This is a genomic window from Paraburkholderia sp. RAU6.4a (assembly GCF_050435625.1).
Classification (GTDB): Bacteria; Pseudomonadota; Gammaproteobacteria; order Burkholderiales; family Burkholderiaceae; genus Paraburkholderia; species Paraburkholderia tuberum.
The window spans coordinates 3,179,606-3,196,009 of record NZ_JBNDKQ010000002.1 but is presented as its reverse complement, the minus strand read 5'-3'; the positions used below and the strand labels follow the sequence as shown (position 1 = coordinate 3,196,009).

Annotated in this window: 14 protein-coding genes and 1 pseudogene; 7 read left to right on the top strand and 8 right to left on the bottom strand. The window is 65.0% G+C overall.

What is annotated here, in order from left to right; translation table 11 throughout:
- Positions 1–4: 4 nt before the first annotated feature.
- The 3 genes from OKW40_RS19575 to OKW40_RS19565 all read right to left on the bottom strand — a co-directional run bounded on the left by OKW40_RS19575 (position 5) and on the right by OKW40_RS19565 (position 4,226).
- Complete coding sequence (locus OKW40_RS19575; RefSeq protein ID WP_429356656.1) at positions 5–1,258, bottom strand: NAD(P)-binding domain-containing protein; 1,254 nt, start codon at positions 1,256–1,258, stop codon at positions 5–7.
- A 35-nt stretch (positions 1,259–1,293) separates the two neighbouring features.
- A complete protein-coding gene (locus OKW40_RS19570; RefSeq protein WP_260330580.1) occupies positions 1,294–2,283 on the bottom strand; it encodes a carboxylate--amine ligase in 990 nt (329 codons plus the stop codon).
- 719 nt (positions 2,284–3,002) lie between these two features.
- Positions 3,003–4,226 carry a pyridoxal-phosphate-dependent aminotransferase family protein gene (locus tag OKW40_RS19565; RefSeq protein ID WP_429491069.1) on the bottom strand — a complete coding sequence of 408 codons (1,224 nt, stop codon included), beginning with the start codon at positions 4,224–4,226 and terminating at the stop codon, positions 3,003–3,005.
- Between the two features lie 223 nt (positions 4,227–4,449).
- On the opposite strand from OKW40_RS19565, the gene OKW40_RS19560 reads away from it, so the two are divergent.
- The gene (locus tag OKW40_RS19560) at positions 4,450–5,445 is read left to right on the top strand and encodes a 2-hydroxyacid dehydrogenase (protein ID WP_018419530.1); all 996 of its coding nucleotides are present in this window, start codon (positions 4,450–4,452) and stop codon (positions 5,443–5,445) included.
- 44 nt (positions 5,446–5,489) lie between these two features.
- Here the strand turns inward: OKW40_RS19560 and OKW40_RS19555 are convergent, their stop codons facing one another.
- A complete protein-coding gene (locus tag OKW40_RS19555; RefSeq protein ID WP_429356653.1) occupies positions 5,490–6,071 on the bottom strand; it encodes a plasmid fertility inhibition factor family protein in 582 nt (193 codons plus the stop codon).
- A 140-nt stretch (positions 6,072–6,211) separates the two neighbouring features.
- On the opposite strand from OKW40_RS19555, the gene OKW40_RS19550 reads away from it, so the two are divergent.
- The 5 genes and pseudogenes from OKW40_RS19550 (at position 6,212) to OKW40_RS19530 (ending at position 11,439) form a co-directional block, all read left to right on the top strand.
- Positions 6,212–7,030 carry a crotonase/enoyl-CoA hydratase family protein gene (locus tag OKW40_RS19550; RefSeq protein ID WP_429491067.1) on the top strand — a complete coding sequence of 273 codons (819 nt, stop codon included), beginning with the start codon at positions 6,212–6,214 and terminating at the stop codon, positions 7,028–7,030.
- A gap of 99 nt (positions 7,031–7,129) precedes the next feature.
- A complete protein-coding gene (locus tag OKW40_RS19545; protein WP_429491065.1) occupies positions 7,130–7,522 on the top strand; it encodes an SRPBCC family protein in 393 nt (130 codons plus the stop codon).
- Positions 7,523–7,720: 198 nt separating this feature from the next.
- Positions 7,721–8,880: pseudogene (locus OKW40_RS19540) on the top strand (MFS transporter).
- 71 nt (positions 8,881–8,951) lie between these two features.
- On the top strand, positions 8,952–9,536 hold the full coding sequence (locus tag OKW40_RS19535) for a hypothetical protein (RefSeq protein ID WP_429491061.1): 585 nt from the start codon (positions 8,952–8,954) through the stop codon (positions 9,534–9,536).
- Between the two features lie 112 nt (positions 9,537–9,648).
- Positions 9,649–11,439, top strand: a complete 1,791-nt coding sequence (locus OKW40_RS19530) for a PQQ-binding-like beta-propeller repeat protein (protein WP_429491060.1) — start codon at positions 9,649–9,651, stop codon at positions 11,437–11,439.
- Between the two features lie 107 nt (positions 11,440–11,546).
- Here OKW40_RS19530 and fahA read toward each other — a convergent pair whose 3' ends face one another.
- From fahA to OKW40_RS19515, 3 genes are all read right to left on the bottom strand, one after another.
- On the bottom strand, positions 11,547–12,845 hold the full coding sequence (fahA, locus tag OKW40_RS19525; RefSeq protein WP_184062232.1) for a fumarylacetoacetase: 1,299 nt from the start codon (positions 12,843–12,845) through the stop codon (positions 11,547–11,549).
- Complete coding sequence (gene hmgA / locus OKW40_RS19520) at positions 12,842–14,188, bottom strand: homogentisate 1,2-dioxygenase (protein ID WP_187617856.1); 1,347 nt, start codon at positions 14,186–14,188, stop codon at positions 12,842–12,844. The genes fahA and hmgA overlap by 4 nt, the downstream gene beginning before the upstream one ends.
- Before the next feature lie 62 nt (positions 14,189–14,250).
- Positions 14,251–14,391, bottom strand: a complete 141-nt coding sequence (locus OKW40_RS19515; RefSeq protein ID WP_184062434.1) for a hypothetical protein — start codon at positions 14,389–14,391, stop codon at positions 14,251–14,253.
- 267 nt (positions 14,392–14,658) lie between these two features.
- Between OKW40_RS19515 and OKW40_RS19510 the strand changes: the two genes are divergently transcribed.
- A complete protein-coding gene (locus OKW40_RS19510; RefSeq protein WP_184062236.1) occupies positions 14,659–15,492 on the top strand; it encodes an EAL domain-containing protein in 834 nt (277 codons plus the stop codon).
- A 41-nt stretch (positions 15,493–15,533) separates the two neighbouring features.
- On the opposite strand, the gene OKW40_RS19505 is transcribed toward OKW40_RS19510, so the two are convergent.
- The gene (locus OKW40_RS19505; RefSeq protein ID WP_429407325.1) at positions 15,534–16,319 is read right to left on the bottom strand and encodes an IclR family transcriptional regulator; all 786 of its coding nucleotides are present in this window, start codon (positions 16,317–16,319) and stop codon (positions 15,534–15,536) included.
- Between the last annotated feature and the right edge of the window lie 85 nt (positions 16,320–16,404).

Here is a 16,404-nt window from a genome sequence, read left to right as displayed (position 1 = left end):
GGTCTTATTCACCTGAGCGCTCCGGCATGGGTGCATGGGCGACGGGCCACGTGCGTTGCCGCGCACCCGCTTTCAACGAACCGATAATGTGCCGCGCCACGGTCGGCGACGCGTGCTTGGTTCCATAGACGAAGCGCATCACGGGCCCGAAGCTGTGCGCGCACGCGGGTCCGATCACATAGAGGCCGCGCACGTGCGTTTCGTAGTGCGACGTCAGGTCGGGCATGCCGCCCTGATTCGAAATCGCGTCGGCCAGATCTTTGGACAGGAACGCGTGCTGCCGCATGTCGGTTTTGAAACCGGTCGCGGCGATCACGTGATCGGCGCTCACCCGCGCTTGCTTGCCGTCGCTCAGCACGTTCAGTACGACGCGGTCGTTTTCGACCGCCGCGGAGCGCACCACGGTGCGATGCGAGATCTGCACCTTGCCGACCACGCGATCGTGCAGCCACCACGCGCCGGACGCGCCGTACGTATGCTCCATGATCTGCTTGCGGCGTCGCGGGTCGAGCATGTGGAACACGCCCGGAAACTCGGACAGGAACAGCGAGCGCCAGCCGCGCCCCAGTCCCGCGTCGGGCCCCTTGATGCGCGACAGGATGTTGCGACCGCCGTGCGGCCGCTCATGCCACACCACGCTGCTCTCGCGCATCAGCACGTGCGCGCGCGCGCCGAGCTCGTTGAGCAGCGCGGACAGCCCGAGCGCCGACTGCCCGCCGCCGACGATCGCAATGTCCTTGCCGCGCGCCCACTCGAGGTTCCCATACAGCTCCGAATGCGACGCATATTGCGCCGGCAAGTCCCGCAGCGCCGGCGGGGTTTGCGCGAAGCCCTTCAGGCCGAGCGCGATCACGACTCTGCGCGCGGCGAGCGAGCGGCCGTCGCTGAGCGACAGCTGGAACTGATCGCCGACGCGGCGCAATGCGAGCACGTCGACCGGCTGGATTTCGCCGACCAGATTCGACTGGAACCACAGCCCGTACTCGACGAAGGTTTCGAGCGTCAGCGCCATGCCGAGCGGTTGGTAAGGCAGCCCTTTCAGGCGGCAGTAGTCTTCGACGGTAAAGCCGCTGCGCGGCGCGTGCAGGCTCGACGCGAAAGCCTCGGAGCGCAGCAGCATGCCGGGCGGCATGTAGTTGCGCCACGCTCCCATCGGTTCCCCGAGGATCTGGTGATCCACGCCGGCGGCCTTCAGATGCGCGGCAAGAGATGACCCGTAGGGCCCCGCGCCAATGATGATGGTATCGGTCAAAGACATGCTGGTCTCCAGGGAAACGGCTTTCGTTGCCAGCGTCAGGCTTTGGCCTGACGCGACTCGGGCGCCCTGATCGCTTTTTTCCAGCTGCGCTTCATGCGTCGCAGCGGATTCATCACGACATAGTGCTGCAACGCTGGGAACGGATCGTTCCAGCGGAAATAGCCATCGAAAATTTTCGTGCGCTCGCTCAGCAATTCGGGCGGCGGCCGGTCGGAAAACGTCGCGCGCCACGCGACCGGTTGCCGGCTCAGGCGCTCGACGGGCAATGGCAGGCCGAGTTCATGGCGGTACGCGGCAAGCGGAATGTTGACGCCGCACAGCGTCGCGATCTCCTCCTGCCAGTCCGTGCGGCCGACCGTGGGCTCGACCATCACGAACTCGTTGTAGTTGTCGTCCCACTTGTACTCGATGCTGCCCATGCCGTCGAAACCGGCCAGCTCGGCGAAGCGCCGCGTCAGCGGTTCGAGCGTCCCGCGCGCTTCGGGCGCGGCCACGCAGATCGCGGTATTGCCGACGCCCGGCGGCGAGCTCAACACCTTGCGGCCGGTGAACATGCTGACCATGTTGCCGTCGGCGCCGCGATAGAACAGCGTGAAGTGGATGTTGCTGTCAGGCCCCTCGATCCACTCCTGCGCGATGATGCCACCCGGCGTCGCGAGCATCGCGATAGCGCGATCGCGTGCATGCTGCAGCATGTCGACGCGCACCGCGCGTTCTTTCTCGCCGCGCAGCACGTTGCGCTTGTCGTCCGGTTTCAGCACGCACGGGTAGCGCAATTCGGCCAGCCGTTCGATGTCGGCAAGCTTGTCGAGCACGACCGAGCGCGGCACCGGAAAGCCATGCCGCTGCGCGAATTCGTGAAAGCGCGCCTTGCTCGACAACATCTTGACGGTGTCGTCGGCCGGCAGGCGGAACCGATACCAGTGCGACAAAGCCGCTCGATTTTCCGACACCGCATGCACCGCGTCTTCGTCGGTCAGAATCAGAACTGGCAGACGATCGAACCGCTTGCCGAGTTCGATCATTTCATCAACGAATATTTTCCCGACAAAACTCTTTACCTGATGCGCATGAACGTGTCGGCACCACGTCGCCGCGCGGGTCCTCGTATCGACTGCGATAACCGGAACGCGGGCCTGCGCGAGCGATCGCGCCACCCCCAGTCCGTTCAACTCTGCTCCAACGATAACCCCTGCCGATTGACCTGAGTCGTATGCGCTCGCCATAGTGTCGATATCCTTGCTTCGTACGTGCGTGGACCCTCGAAGACAGTCTTCGAGACTCCACGCGATCGAATTATCGAATCGGATAGAAATCCTTTTTTGTCGCCTCGCGGGGGCGCTTTGGCGTTAAAGCTTGGTTCCGGCGGCATGCATGCATGAGCGCGGCAGGCACGTCCTGGCACGCGCCGTGTGTCGAATCATGGTCTTGCGATTTACCGCAGCGTGAGCATTGCGCTGCTCTTGCCTTGACCTACTTTACGTTTCGGCCTGATCTCGATACGTGCGCCGGCGCACAGAGAACAATAGAAAGTAAGAAAGGAAGAAAACCCTTTAGAAAGGCGCAGAGCCTTATTCCGTAAGGGTTTCGGAGATTTCGCCATTGTTATGTAAAAAGGTTGCGAAGCATTAATTTATTGCAACGCAATAATGGCGGGAAAAAACTTTCTAATGCGACTATAAAGTGCTGGATCGCACAAAAGATATGCGCTGCGAATGCTATTCGTAGCGCATCGGAAAAATGCTTATTTACCTTCGCTCAAGCCGCGCTCGAGCGCCGCGACACCCGCCGGCAGATCGACGTTGACGCCGAGATCGACCATCGTGCGGCCCAGCGCATGCACGGTGCGAAACAGGTTGTGCTCGCGGCACTGTTCGCCCATCTGGCCGATACGCACGATCGGCAGACCGAACGAGCCGGAGATTTCCACCTGATGCTGCCGCGAGATATGCGCGCAGACGTCGGCGGGACTGAGGCCGTCCGGCACGTCGATGCCGACCACCGAATTCAGGCGGCAATTCTCCGGCGCATACAGTTGCAGGCCCATCGCGGTGACGCCTTGTTGCAACGCGAGCGAGCATTTCAGATGGCGCGCGAAGCGCTTCTCCAGCGTCTCCGCGCAGACGAGCCGCAGCGCCTCGTGCAGCGCGAGCACGCCCGACACCGGCGCCGTGTAGTGATACCCGGCGTTGTGCCAGAAGTTTTCCGCCAGCGACGCATCGAGGCACCAGTGCGTATTGGGCGCCGTGCGGCCTTTGACGCGCGCCCAGGCGGCGTCTGAAAACGCAATCAGCGACACGCCCGGAATCGATGACAAGCCCTTCTGGCCGCCGGTGATCACCGCGTCGATGCCCCAGATATCCATTTCGAGCGGCATCGTGCTCAGCGTGCAGACCGCGTCGACGATCACGAGCGCGCCCGCTTCCTTCGCAAGCGCGGCGATGTCTTTCAGATGATGATTCCACACGGTGTTCGAGGTCTCGCCCTGCACGACCGTGACGACCTCGGGACGCTCGCGGCGCAGCGCGTCGGCGATCTGGTCGAGACTCGCGACCGTGCGGTCCGCGACTTCGAGCATGCTCACGCGCGCGCCGACGCGCCGGCCCATTTCGCCCATGCGGTCGCTGAAGAAGCCGTTCTTGATGCACAGCATGCGCGTGCCTTCCCACGCGAGATTGGAGATCGCCATCTCCATCGCGCCCGATCCCGGTCCCGCGACGCCGAGCACCCACTTCGACTGCGTCTGGAACACGTAGCGCGCCATCGTTTTCACCTGGTTCACCACCTTCGCCATCGTGCCGCCCAGATGGTTGATCACGATCGCATTGGCCTTCGCGACCGCGGCGGGAATCGGCACGGGGCCGGCGCCCATCATCAGCAGCGGTTCTTCGGGAAGGATCGCGTCGAGTGATTCGACAATTGGACAGGGGACGGACGAAGCAACGGTAGTGGAGGTTGAAGTCGGCATGATCGGTATATGAATGTGAAGCGCAAAGGAACGAACGGCCTCGCGGCAGGCACGCCGCTCGAGGCCGTTCGTCCGATCATTCACCGAACCGCGCGATCGCGCAAGTTTTTTGGCCAAGGTAGCCAGCCGTCATGCGCGAGCGGTACCCGCGTTCACCACATCACCCTACTCTTTCATTCGCGAAGTCGCCTAACATCGAGAAACAGCTTCTTAGGAGCCCGATATGCGCACGATCCTGTTCAGCAGTCGTCAATACGACGTCGATACATTCACCGAGGCCAATGCCGCGCATGGCTATGAACTGCATTTCCAGGAATCCCCTCTCGACAGCGAGACCGCGATCCTCGCGCATGGCTACGACGTGGTCTGCCCGTTCGTCAACGACAGCGTCGACGCCGCCACGCTCGAACGGCTTCATGCGGGCGGCACGCGCATGATCGCGCTGCGCTCGGCGGGCTTCAATCACGTCGACCTCGCGGCGGCCGAGCGGCTCGGCATGCCGGTCGCACGCGTGCCGGCCTACTCGCCGTACGCGGTCGCCGAACATGCGGCCGGGCTGATTCTCGCGCTGAACCGGCGCCTGCCGCGCGCGGTCGCGCGCACGCGCGAAGGCGACTTCTCGCTGCATGGGCTGCTCGGCTTCGACCTGCATGGCAAGACGGTCGGCGTGATCGGCGCGGGCATCATCGGCCGGGTGTTCGCGCGCATCATGGCGGGCTTCGGCATGCAGGTGCTCGCCTACGATCCGGGGCCGCCGGCCGACGAACTGCTCGCGCTCGGCGCGCGCTACGTGCCGCTCGATACCTTGCTCGCCGAATCGGACGTCGTCAGTCTGCATTGCCCGCTGTTGCCCGACACCTATCACCTGATCGACCGCGCCGCGCTGGCGAAGATGAAGCGCGGCGCGATGCTGATCAACACCGGGCGCGGCGGGCTCGTGGAGGCGAACGCACTGATCGGCGCGTTGAAGGACGGCCAGCTCGGCCATCTCGGGCTCGACGTGTACGAGGAAGAAGGCGGCATCTTCTTCGAGGATCATTCGAATCTGCCGCTACAGGACGACGTGCTCGCGCGTCTGTTGATGTTTCCGAACGTGATCGTCACCGCGCACCAGGCGTTCTTCACGCGCGAGGCGATGACCGAGATCGCGCAGACCACGCTCGCGAACATCGCGGCGTGGCAGGCGGGCACGCCGCGCAACGTCGTGCAGGCGGGGTAGCCGTGATAACCGTGGCGTACGCGAATTGCCGCGGACCACGAAAGTTAGACGTCGCTGTCGCTGCCCAATTGGGTCGCGCGAATCGCGGTGCGGGCATCATCGGCCGCGCCGCACAGCTCACGCAGCAATCCCGCCTCGCGCTCGTGCACTTCGACCGGACACCAGCGCGCGCCCGCCTCGGCCAGATAGCGCGCGCGATGCTGGCCGTTGCGAAACGCCACCACCCCCTCGCGCTCGATGCCGACCCAGCCGAGCAATCCCGGCGCGCGACGCGTGGAGATCGTCACGTAGGGCATCTGCGGAATCCGCGGGCTGTCGGGATCGAGAAACTCGCGAATGCCGCGGACCTTGCCCGAGTGCCATTCGGCGACTGGCTTCAGCACGTAATCGGTGTTGTCGCGATCCGCGCACACGAGCAGCTTGCGCAGATCGACGAGCACGACCTGGTGACGTGTGCCGTCGGCGACGAAGACGCGCTTCAGGCGCACATGGTCGTACCACGAGTGGTCCTGCAACGGCACGACCCACACCGTTCCGGCGCAGGCTGGCGCGGCGGCCGGCGATGAATTGGGCAAAGGCAAGGACAAAGGTAGGCTCGGCAAGCTGGCGACAGGACGCCAGCGCATCAATAGAGCGCTAACGCTACGAGCCGGATGTGATGGAAACATGACAACTCACCGGATTAATTGCGCTGCATGAGCGTGCTGTAACACTGCCGGATCAACAGGCCAGCAGCGACCTTCAGGTACCCTTAAGGTACATAACGATGATAGCCAACCAATATTTCAATAACCATGTGCGAATCGAGTCGAATGACGGCAACGGCGTCGCTACGATCGTGCTGGAGAGGCCCGCGCGGCGCAATGCGGTCGATCGGCAGGTGGCCGAGGCGTTGAGCGCTGCGTTCAGCCGCTTCGAGGCCGAGCCGGCGTGGCACGCGGCCGTGCTGTTCGGCGCGGGCGGCACATTTTGCGCGGGCGCGGACCTAGGCGCGCTCGCCGACGCGCCGCGCCGCAATGAGCTGCACGCGGACGGCAGCGGCCCGGGGCCGATGGGACCGACACGCACATGCTTCAGCAAGCCGGTGATCGCCGCGATCGCCGGCTATGCGGTGGCGGGTGGGCTCGAGCTTGCCGCGATGTGCGACCTGCGCGTCGTCGAGGAAGATGCGGTGCTCGGCGTGTTCTGCCGGCGTGTCGGCATTCCGCTGATCGACGGCGGCACGATCCGGCTGCCGCGACTGATCGGTCTGTCGCGTGCGCTCGATCTGATCCTGACCGGCCGCGCGGTCGATGCGCGCGAGGCGCTTTCGTTCGGGCTCGCCAACCGCGTGGTGCCGAAGGGCGAAGCGCGCGCGGCCGCCGAGCAACTGGCCGCAGAGCTCGCCGCGTTTCCGCAGGCGGCGCTGCTCGCCGATCGTCGCTCCGCGCTCGAGAACAGCACGCTGGACGATCTCGCCGAGGCATTGCGGCGCGAAGGCGCGGGCGGCTACGCGGCGGTCTTCGCCGAGGGCGTGGCGGGCGCGGCGCGCTTTGTGTCCGGCGCGGGCCGTCATGGCGACACGTTCGACGCGGATCGCGGATAAGACGGCGCCGCGCGATCGGTGACAGGTTTGCAATCGCCGGTCGCGACACCCCCGCGCGCACGAGACCTGGGTTACCCGAAACGAACAGGAGGAAGTGCGATGGCGACGATCTACCGGGAAATCGCCGTGGCAACCACCGCGACCGATGCATGGGCCGCGCTGCGCGATCCCGCCGGGGTCGCCCGCGTATTCGCGGGCGTGCTGATCGCGGCGCGCATGGAAGGCGACCTGCGCTGGGTCACCTTCGCCGACGGCACCGTGGTCGAGGAACGCGTGATTGCCGTCGACGATGCCCACATGCGGCTCGCCTACTCGGTGGGCGGCGGGCGCTTCGAGCATCATCACGCGACGCTGCAGGTCGTGGCCGACACGTCCGCACATTGCCGCGTGATCTGGATCGCCGACTTCAAGCCCGACGATCGCAGCAACGTGGTCGAAGCGCTGACGGATGCGGGCTGCGCGGCACTCGGGCGCAACCTCGCGCGGCGCTGAACGCCGCCCGGCGGCTCGGGCTCCCGCCGCCGCGTTCCACAAAAAACAACAGCTTTCCGGACAGCCTGCAAGCCAGATTTGACTTAGGTAGAATCCCCTACTGTTTTTCCCTAGCCGGCAATAGCGTTTCCGCCTTCGGAATCGCCCGCCCGGCGCCCGTTGTTCGCGCCGCTTCACGCGTCACACCCCATCATCGCCATGCCATTGCCTCTGCTTGCCCTTGCCGTTGCCGCGTTTGGAATCGGTACCACCGAGTTCGTCATCATGGGCCTGTTGCCCGATGTCGCGCGCGATCTGTCCGTGTCGATTCCGGCGGCTGGCATGCTGGTGTCCGCGTATGCGCTCGGCGTCACGATCGGCGCGCCGATCGTCGCGATCGCGGTCGCCAACATGCCGCGCAAAAAGGCTCTGATGAGCCTGATCGGCGTGTTCATCGTCGGCAATCTGCTGTGCGCGATCGCGCCCGGCTACGCGGTGCTGATGGCCGCGCGCATCGTCACCGCGTTCTGCCACGGCGCGTTTTTTTCGGCATCGGCTCGGTGGTCGCGGCCGGGCTCGTCGCGCCGAATCGCCGCGCGCAGGCAATCGCGCTGATGTTCACCGGCCTCACGCTCGCCAACGTTCTCGGCGTGCCGCTCGGCACCGCGCTCGGCCAGGCGGTCGGCTGGCGCGCTACTTTCTGGGCCGTGACCGGCATCGGCGTGCTGGCGGCGGCCGCGCTCGCGGTGTGCCTGCCCACGAAGATCGAGATGCACAAGGCGAGCCTCGTGCGCGAATTCAGCGTGCTGAAGAACCCGCAGGTGCTGATGGTGCTCGGTATCAGCGTGTTCGCGTCGGCGAGCCTGTTTTCGACCTTCACCTACATCACGCCGATTCTCGAAGACGTGACCGGCTTCACGCCACACGCGGTCACCCTGGTGCTGCTCTTGTTCGGCCTCGGCCTGACGGTCGGCAGCACGCTCGGCGGCAAGCTCGCGGACTGGCGGCTGATGCCCTCGCTGGTCGCGTTCCTGATGGCGATCGTCGTGATCCTGTGCGTGTTCGCGGGCACGATGCACGCGCGCACTCCGGCGATGCTGACCGTGTTCGTGTGGGGGGTGCTCGCATTCGCGATCGTGCCGCCGCTGCAGATGCTGATCGTCGATCGGGCGAGCCACGCGCCGAATCTGGCGTCGACGCTGAATCAGGGGGCGTTCAACCTCGGCAACGCGACCGGCGCATGGCTCGGCGGCATGGCGATCGGCGCCGGCGCGCCGCTGACGACGCTGCCGTGGGTCGGCGTCGCGACCGCGCTCGGCGCGCTGTTGTTGACGTTGTGGTCGGTGTCGATCGAGCGGCGGGTGGCGGTGGCGGGGTGAGCTGGCCGGCTCGAAGTCATGGTTCGAGAGAGCGATTACACCGTTCTGCACTTTGCCTATAAACCTCTTCGATGAAGCATCCCACCGTCTACACGACTCCCCCTGCCACCGGCGTTTCGGCCATCGTGCGGTGGGATGAACAAAGCTCCACGCTGACCTGTGAGGTCAAATATCCACCTTTGGCTTCGCTGCCGGAACCGCAAAACAATCTCAGCGACTTGCTGGATGCGCGTTTCCGCATTGGCGCGCCCTCTTATGTCCTCACGGCGGGCACGTTGTCGATGCTTGTCGATCAGCATCGCCGGTTGATCGGATTGGACTTTTACACGAATCCCGAGCGATGGACCGTCCGCACGTCCGAACTCGCAGACCCAACCGACGAAACTCCGCACATCGAGTCAGAATTCGACGCGCACGGACATGCGCACGACATGGGAGCGCCAGAGGTCTGTTACGAGCCTCGCGACGGCACCCTTTATCTGTCGTGGGGTACCGTGTCTCACTGGTACGGTATTGCGTCAGCGCTCGCGATCGGCGTCGATGAGGACAAGCGCCTCACGCAGATCCGGCTGCGCGGCGCTCGCGTTTCTGGCGGCGCCGTGGTGGGAGCGTCGGCGGATCGCGCTGCGGGCGCCGAGTTGACGAATAGACGCTAATTGCTGGCTTTTACGATCTATACGCAGGGTGATAATCTCAACCCACGTTGCGCGGACACTCGACGAACGGCCCATATTTCGTGGCGCCGCCGCAAGCAACGGGGAGTCCGCCATGGTCTCGATGCGCCTGTTGCTCCGTGCCAGCCTGTTGGGCACGGCGATCGCGGTAGCCGCGATCGTCGCGGCGAACTGTGGAGGCGGCGGAGGCGGAGACAGCAGTGCCCCGACGGGCGCGAGCGTCGGCGCCGGCGGCAGCGGCGCATCCGGCGCATCCGGCGCATCGGCCCCGGCCGCAGCGAGCGGCGGCAGCACCACGAGCGGCGGCGCCACCACCGGTAGCACCGGCGGCTCGGGCAGCGGCGCGGGCACCCCGATGGGCGGCACATCGGCGGCAGCCGTGCACGACGTGCTCACCTATCACGACGACATCGCGCGCACCGGCCAGAACCTCGGCGAAACCACGCTGACGCCCGCCAACGTGGCGGCTTCGACGTTCGGCAAGGTCGGCTTCTTTAGCGTCGACGGCAAGGTCGACGCGCAGCCGCTATTCGTCGCTGCGCTGGCGATCGCGGGCGGCACGCACAACGTGCTGTACGTCGCGACCGAGAACGACAGTGTGTACGCATTCGATGCCGACACCGGCGCGACCCTGTGGCAGGTGCGCACACTCGGCACCGGCGAAACCCCGAGCGACGACCTCGGCTGCAGCCAGATCGTGAACACCATCGGCATCACCTCGACACCGGTGATCGACCGTTCGCGCGGCACGCACGGCACGATCTACGTCGTCGCGATGTCGAAGGACGCGGCCGGCGGCTACCATCATCGCATTCACGCGCTCGACCTCGCGACCGGCGCCGAGCTGCTGAACGGTCCCGCCGAAGTCGCCGCCTCTTACCCGGGCAGCGGCGCGGGTAATACGAACGGCGTCGTGCCGTTCACCACGTCGTTGTACGCGGAGCGCGCGGGGCTGCTATTGCTCGGCAACACGGTCTACACGACGTGGACCTCGCACTGCGACGACGGCGGCTATACGGGCTGGATCATGGGCTACGGCGCCGACACGTTGCAGCAGACCACCGTGCTCAACCTGACGCCTAACGGCATCGGCGGCGCGATCTGGATGAGCGGCGCGGGACCGGCGTCGGACGGCTCGTCGATCTATCTGCTCGATGCCAACGGCACGTTCGACACGACGATGACGTCGAGCGGCTTCCCCGCCAGCAAGGATTTCGGCAATACGTTCCTGAAGCTCGGCACGGCGGGAGGCCTGTCGGTGGCCGACTACTTCGCGATGACGAACGTCGTGCAGGAGGCCCACGACGACATCGACCTCGGCTCCGGCGGCGCACTGGTGCTGCCGGACCTGACCGACGCGAACGGCACCGTACAGCATCTGACGCTCGGCGCGGGCAAGGACAGCACCATCTACGTGCTGAATCGCGACTCGATGGGCAAGTTCAACCCGGCGGCCGACAACATCTATCAGGAGATTCCCGCGCAGCTGGCCGGCGGCGAGTTCGGCATGCCCGCCTATTTCAACGGGCGCGTGTATTTCGGCTCGGTCGGCGATCATCTGAAGGCGTTCACCGTGACCAACGCGAAGCTGTCGATCACACCGACCGCGCAAAGCGCGATGACGTTCGCCTATCCCGGGACGACGCCGAGCATCTCGGCGAACGGCACCACGAACGGCATCGTGTGGGCCGCCGAAAACGGCACCGTCGCGGCCTTGCATGCGTTCGACCCGATCACGCTCAACGAGCTGTACAACAGCAACCAGATGGGCACGCGCGATCAGTTCGGCACGGGCAACAAGTTCATCACACCATTGATCGCAAACGGCAAGGTGTATGTCGGCACGACGAATGGGGTGGCCGTATTCGGGTTGCTGGGTGGGTGAAGCGGACGACGCGCCGATTCATTGCGACACGGTATGCCCAAGGTCTCGCACAAACGACGAGGGCCGGCATACCGCGCCGGCCCTCGCTCATCGTGACTGCCGCGCGCTCACCCTCGCGCCGGCAGAATCTCTGCGGCACACGCGCCGAACCCCACGCGATACCCGTCGCCCTGGCACCAGCCGACGAGCGTCAACTCATCGCCGTCCTCGATGAACGTGCGCGTGCCGCCCTCCTTCAACGCCAGCGGCTTCTTGCCGTTCCACGTCAGCTCCAGCAGGCTGCCGTACGAATCCTCGGTCGGCCCGCTGATCGTCCCCGAGCCCATCAGGTCGCCCACCCGCGTATTGCAGCCCGCCACCGTGTGATGCGCGAGCTGCTGCGCCATCGTCCAGTACATGTATTTGAAGTTGGTCCGCGCGATCGTGCTCGCTTGCCGCGCGGGTTGCGCACGCAATGTCACTTCGAGGTGAATGTCGAACGCATGCTTTCCTCGATGCCGCAGATAGGCGAGCGGCTCCGGCTCCTGCACCGGCTGCGCGACGCGGAAGGGTTCGAGCGCATCGAGTGTGACGACCCACGGTGAGATCGTCGTCGCGAAGGTCTTCGCATTGAATGGGCCGAGCGGCACGTATTCCCATTGCTGGATGTCGCGCGCGCTCCAGTCGTTCAGCAGCACCATGCCGAAAATGTGCGCCTCCGCATCCTCGCACGCGATCGGCTCGCCCAGCGCATTGCCGCCGCCGATGATGAAACCCGTCTCCAGTTCGATATCGAGCTTGCGGCTCGCGCCGAACACCGGGCGCTCCTGGTCGGGCAACTTCAGCTGACCATTCGGACGACGCACCGGCGTCCCGCTCACGACCACCGACGACGCCCGTCCGTTGTAGCCGATCGGCATCTCCGACCAGTTCGGCAGCAGCGCATTCTTCGGATCGCGGAACATCGCGCCGACATTGGTCGCGTGTTCCTTCGATGAATAGAAATCCGTGTAGCCCGGAATCTGCACCGGCAGATGCAGACGCGCATCGGCCGCGCGCACGAGCACCTTCGCGCGCAACGCGGCATCGTCGCGCAGCGTCGCAGTGTCGCGCGTGAGCAGTTGGCTCAGCTGGATACGCACGCTGCGCCACACGTCGCGGCCAAGCGCGATGAAATCGTTCAGCGCATCGCGCGCGAACACGTTGTGCGCCGGCACGCTCAGCAGACCCGCGGCCTGCAATCCGGCGAGATCGACGATCCGATCGCCGATCGCGACGCCCACGCGACGCGCGTCGTTGCCACGGTCGCTGAAAATGCCGAACGGCAGGTTCTGGATCGGGAAGTCGCCAGCCGGGTCGTTGGCCGACTCGATCCAGCTCTTGCGCGACGCATCGAGCGTCGCCTGGAGATCGTTCACCGCGTTCATCGTTGCTCCGGATTGAAGTGTTTCTTGAGGCCTTGCCAGCACTCGTAGTAATGCGCCTGCAGTTGCGCGGTTTCGAGCGCGAAGCGCGTCGGCTTGATCAGCGTGCGGGTCTCGAACATGAAGGCCATCGTGTCGTCGACCTTCTTCGGCACCGAGGTATCGAGATGCGACGCCTTCTCGAACGTGTCCGCGTCCGGGCCGTGGCCCGTCATGCAGTTGTGCAGGCTCGCGCCGCCGGGCACGAAGCCCTCGGCCTTCGCGTCGTAGACGCCATGCACGAGGCCCATGAACTCGCTCGCGACGTTGCGATGGAACCAGGGCGGCCGGAACGTATCTTCGGCGGCGAGCCAGCGCGGCGGGAAGATCACGAAGTCGATCGTATCGACGCCCGGCGTGTCGCTTTGCGATTGCAGCACGAGGAAGATCGACGGATCCGGATGATCGAAGCTGATCGAGCCGATCGTGTTGAAGCGGCGCAGGTCGTATTTGTACGGCGCATAGTTGCCGTGCCATGCGACCACGTCGAGCGGCGAATGGCCGATGTCCGCGCGCCACAGCTTGCCGTTCATCTTCGCGACGAGTTCGAATGCGCCTTCGCGGTCTTCGTATGCGGCGTGCGGCGTCAGGAAATCGCGCGGATTCGCGAGACCGTTGGAGCCGATCGGCCCCAGTTCCGGCAGACGCAGCAGCGCGCCGAAGTTCTCGCAGATATACCCGCGCGCGCTGCCGTCCGGCAGGCTGACCGCGAAGCGCACGCCGCGCGGAATCACCGCGATCTCGAACGGCTCGACATCGACTCGGCCCATTTCGGTCGCGATATGCAGGCGCCCCTGTTGCGGCACGATCAGCAGTTCGCCGTCGGCGCTGTAGAAGAAGCGATCGTGCATCGAGCGGTTCGCCGCGTACAGATGGATCGCGCAACCGCTCATCGCTTCGGCCGAGCCGTTGCCCGCCATGGTGACCCAGCCGTCGATGAAATCGGTCGGTTCGCTGGGCATCGGCAGGGGGTCCCAGCGCAGTTGGTTCGGCGGCGTCGGCGGCACCTCGGCGAAGTTCGCGACGAGCCGCTCCGACGGCATCGACGTGAACGGCTTGTGCATGGCCGCCGGACGAATCCGGTACAGCCACGAGCGACGGTTATGACCGCGTGGCGCCGTAAACGCCGTGCCCGAAATCTGTTCGGCATACAAACCATAGGCCGCGCGTTGCGGCGAATTGCGACCGGTCGGCAGCGCGCCCGGCAATGCCTCGGTCGCGAATTCATTCGCGAAACCCGACTGATAGCCGGGCTCGATTTCAGGACGCAGGCGTTCGTCGGCCGGCGTACGTGTTGAGGTATCCATACAAGGTTCTCCGCGAGTTGCCCGATTCTTTCCCGGTTGATACGTGATCTTTGCAGTCAGGCTCAGGCCGGCTCCGCTTCGGCCGCGCGGCTGGGTTGCCGCGTCGCACCGGCGAGCACGACCACCAGCAGCGCCGAGCACAGCACCGGCAGCGCCGCCGCATGAAACAGCGCGGCATTCGACCAGTTCAACGCGATCAGCATTGGGTCGTCCCCTCAGGCTGGCTAAAATTGTGTTTTACGAATAGTAAAACGAATTATGAATAGTGAAACTAACGTATACCCTTGGAAACACGCCGGCGAACCTCGTCATTCCGCGCTCAGCCCCGGCCGATAAGCGTGAGGCCAATAACGATATGAGCATTTTGTTAATCTGCGCAGGGCGCGTACTGCTACCATCAGTGAATGCGGCCATCGCGTCGCGCTGCCACGCGCCCGGTGCGCGTTCATCGTCGCCTTTCATTTGCCTTCATGATTTCGCCGACCATCCCCGATCTGATCGCCCGCGCCGCTCATCACCCGTTTCTCGGCGAGCATCTGGCAATGGGACAAGGCGGGCACGCCGGCATCGCGCTCGCACATTTCGATGGCATCGAGCTCACGAGTGCCTACGAGCCGATCTTCGACATCAGCGTGCACGGGCTTGCGCAGTCGCTGTCATGCGGCGCGGAAGGGGTTGACCGCTTCGGTGATGAACTCGGCTTTCAGGCGGTCACGCACCGGCTCGACGCGCCGCCATTCGAGGTGTTCGATCCGTTCGACAACATCGCCGACGATCAGCAGCTGGTCGCGCTAGACCGCATGTCGCGCGCGCTGCACGCAATCAACTTCTTCGGCCCGCAGCGGCATGGGTTGCTGTTTCTGCGGGTGCACGAAAGGCTGTTGAAGAGCGTGAAGTACGACCACGGCCGGCATTTTTCGAGCGTGCTGACCTCGTTCAATTTGAGTCCGACGCGCATCGTGATCGAGTTGCCGGCGGCGGCGGTCGCACACAAGACGTTCCTGGGCTATCTGACGCGCAGCTATCAGCACTACGGGTTCAAGGTGGCGGGCAATCTGTCGAACGCGGGGCAGATCCTGTCGGTATCCGAAACCGCGCGGCTCGACTTCATCAAGATGGACGCGGCGGCCGCATTGCGCGACGCGACCGTAAAGCCGCTCGTCGGCTACGCGGGCCGGCTGCGGGTGCCGCTGATTTTCAATCGCGTGATGGATGAGGCGCAATTCTCCGCGCTACAGCAGTACGACGTGCGGTTCGTGCAAGGGCCATTATTCAACGCGCATTATCACGACCGGGCGGCGTGACACGGTGTGGGCCCGGTTAGCCGGGGCGCCCCGGCATTACCTCAACCCGGCTCCCCCAGCCGCGCCGCGAGCGCCTTCAGGCGCGGCGCGACATTCTCGCGAAACACTTCCTCCCCCATCGACGACGCCGGCCCGCTGCAGCTGAGCACGAGCCAGCGCTTTTCGCGCGGCTCGCGAAACGGCACCGCGACTGCGTTCACGTCGTCATGCCACGCACGAAACGAGTAGCAGCATCGCTCGGTCGCGAACGCGGCGATCTCCTGTTCGGCTTCGGCGACGAGCATCGCCCCCACTCTGCCAGCCGCTTTTTTCAGTTCCGCGAGTAACGCGGTACGCGCGTCGGGCGGCTGCACGGCGAGATAGGCGCGGCCCATCGAGCTCGTCAGCATCGACAGTTTCGAGCCGGATGCCAGGCCGAGCGTCAATGCGGTTTCGCTGCGAATCGTCTCCAGATACACCATGTCGAGCCCGTCCCGGCACCCGAGCGAGACCGCCGCGCCGACCTCGCGCGCCAGGCTGCGCAGGTGCGGGCGTGCCAGTTCGAGCATGTCGGTGCCCGACAGCAGCGCGAAACCGAGCGACAGCACGCCCGCGTCGAGCGCATATTTGCCGTGTCTTTCGTCCAGCCGCAGATAGCCGAGCACGGTCAGCGTGTAGGCGAGCCGGTTCACGGTTGCCTTCGGCAAACCCGTGCGTTCGACGAAATCCCGATTGCCGAGCATCGTCTCGCCTGGCCGGAACGCGCGCAACAGGTCCAGCCCGCGAGCAAGGGCGACGACGAATTTGCGTTCGTCGAGCGAAGCGGAGAAAGTGGATGGCGGCGTCATAGGGTGATACACTCGGGCGTCATTTGCAAAACATTGTTTCGCAAAGCGGAACTCTAGTCAAGCGGGTTCTGAGCGAGAAATCAGG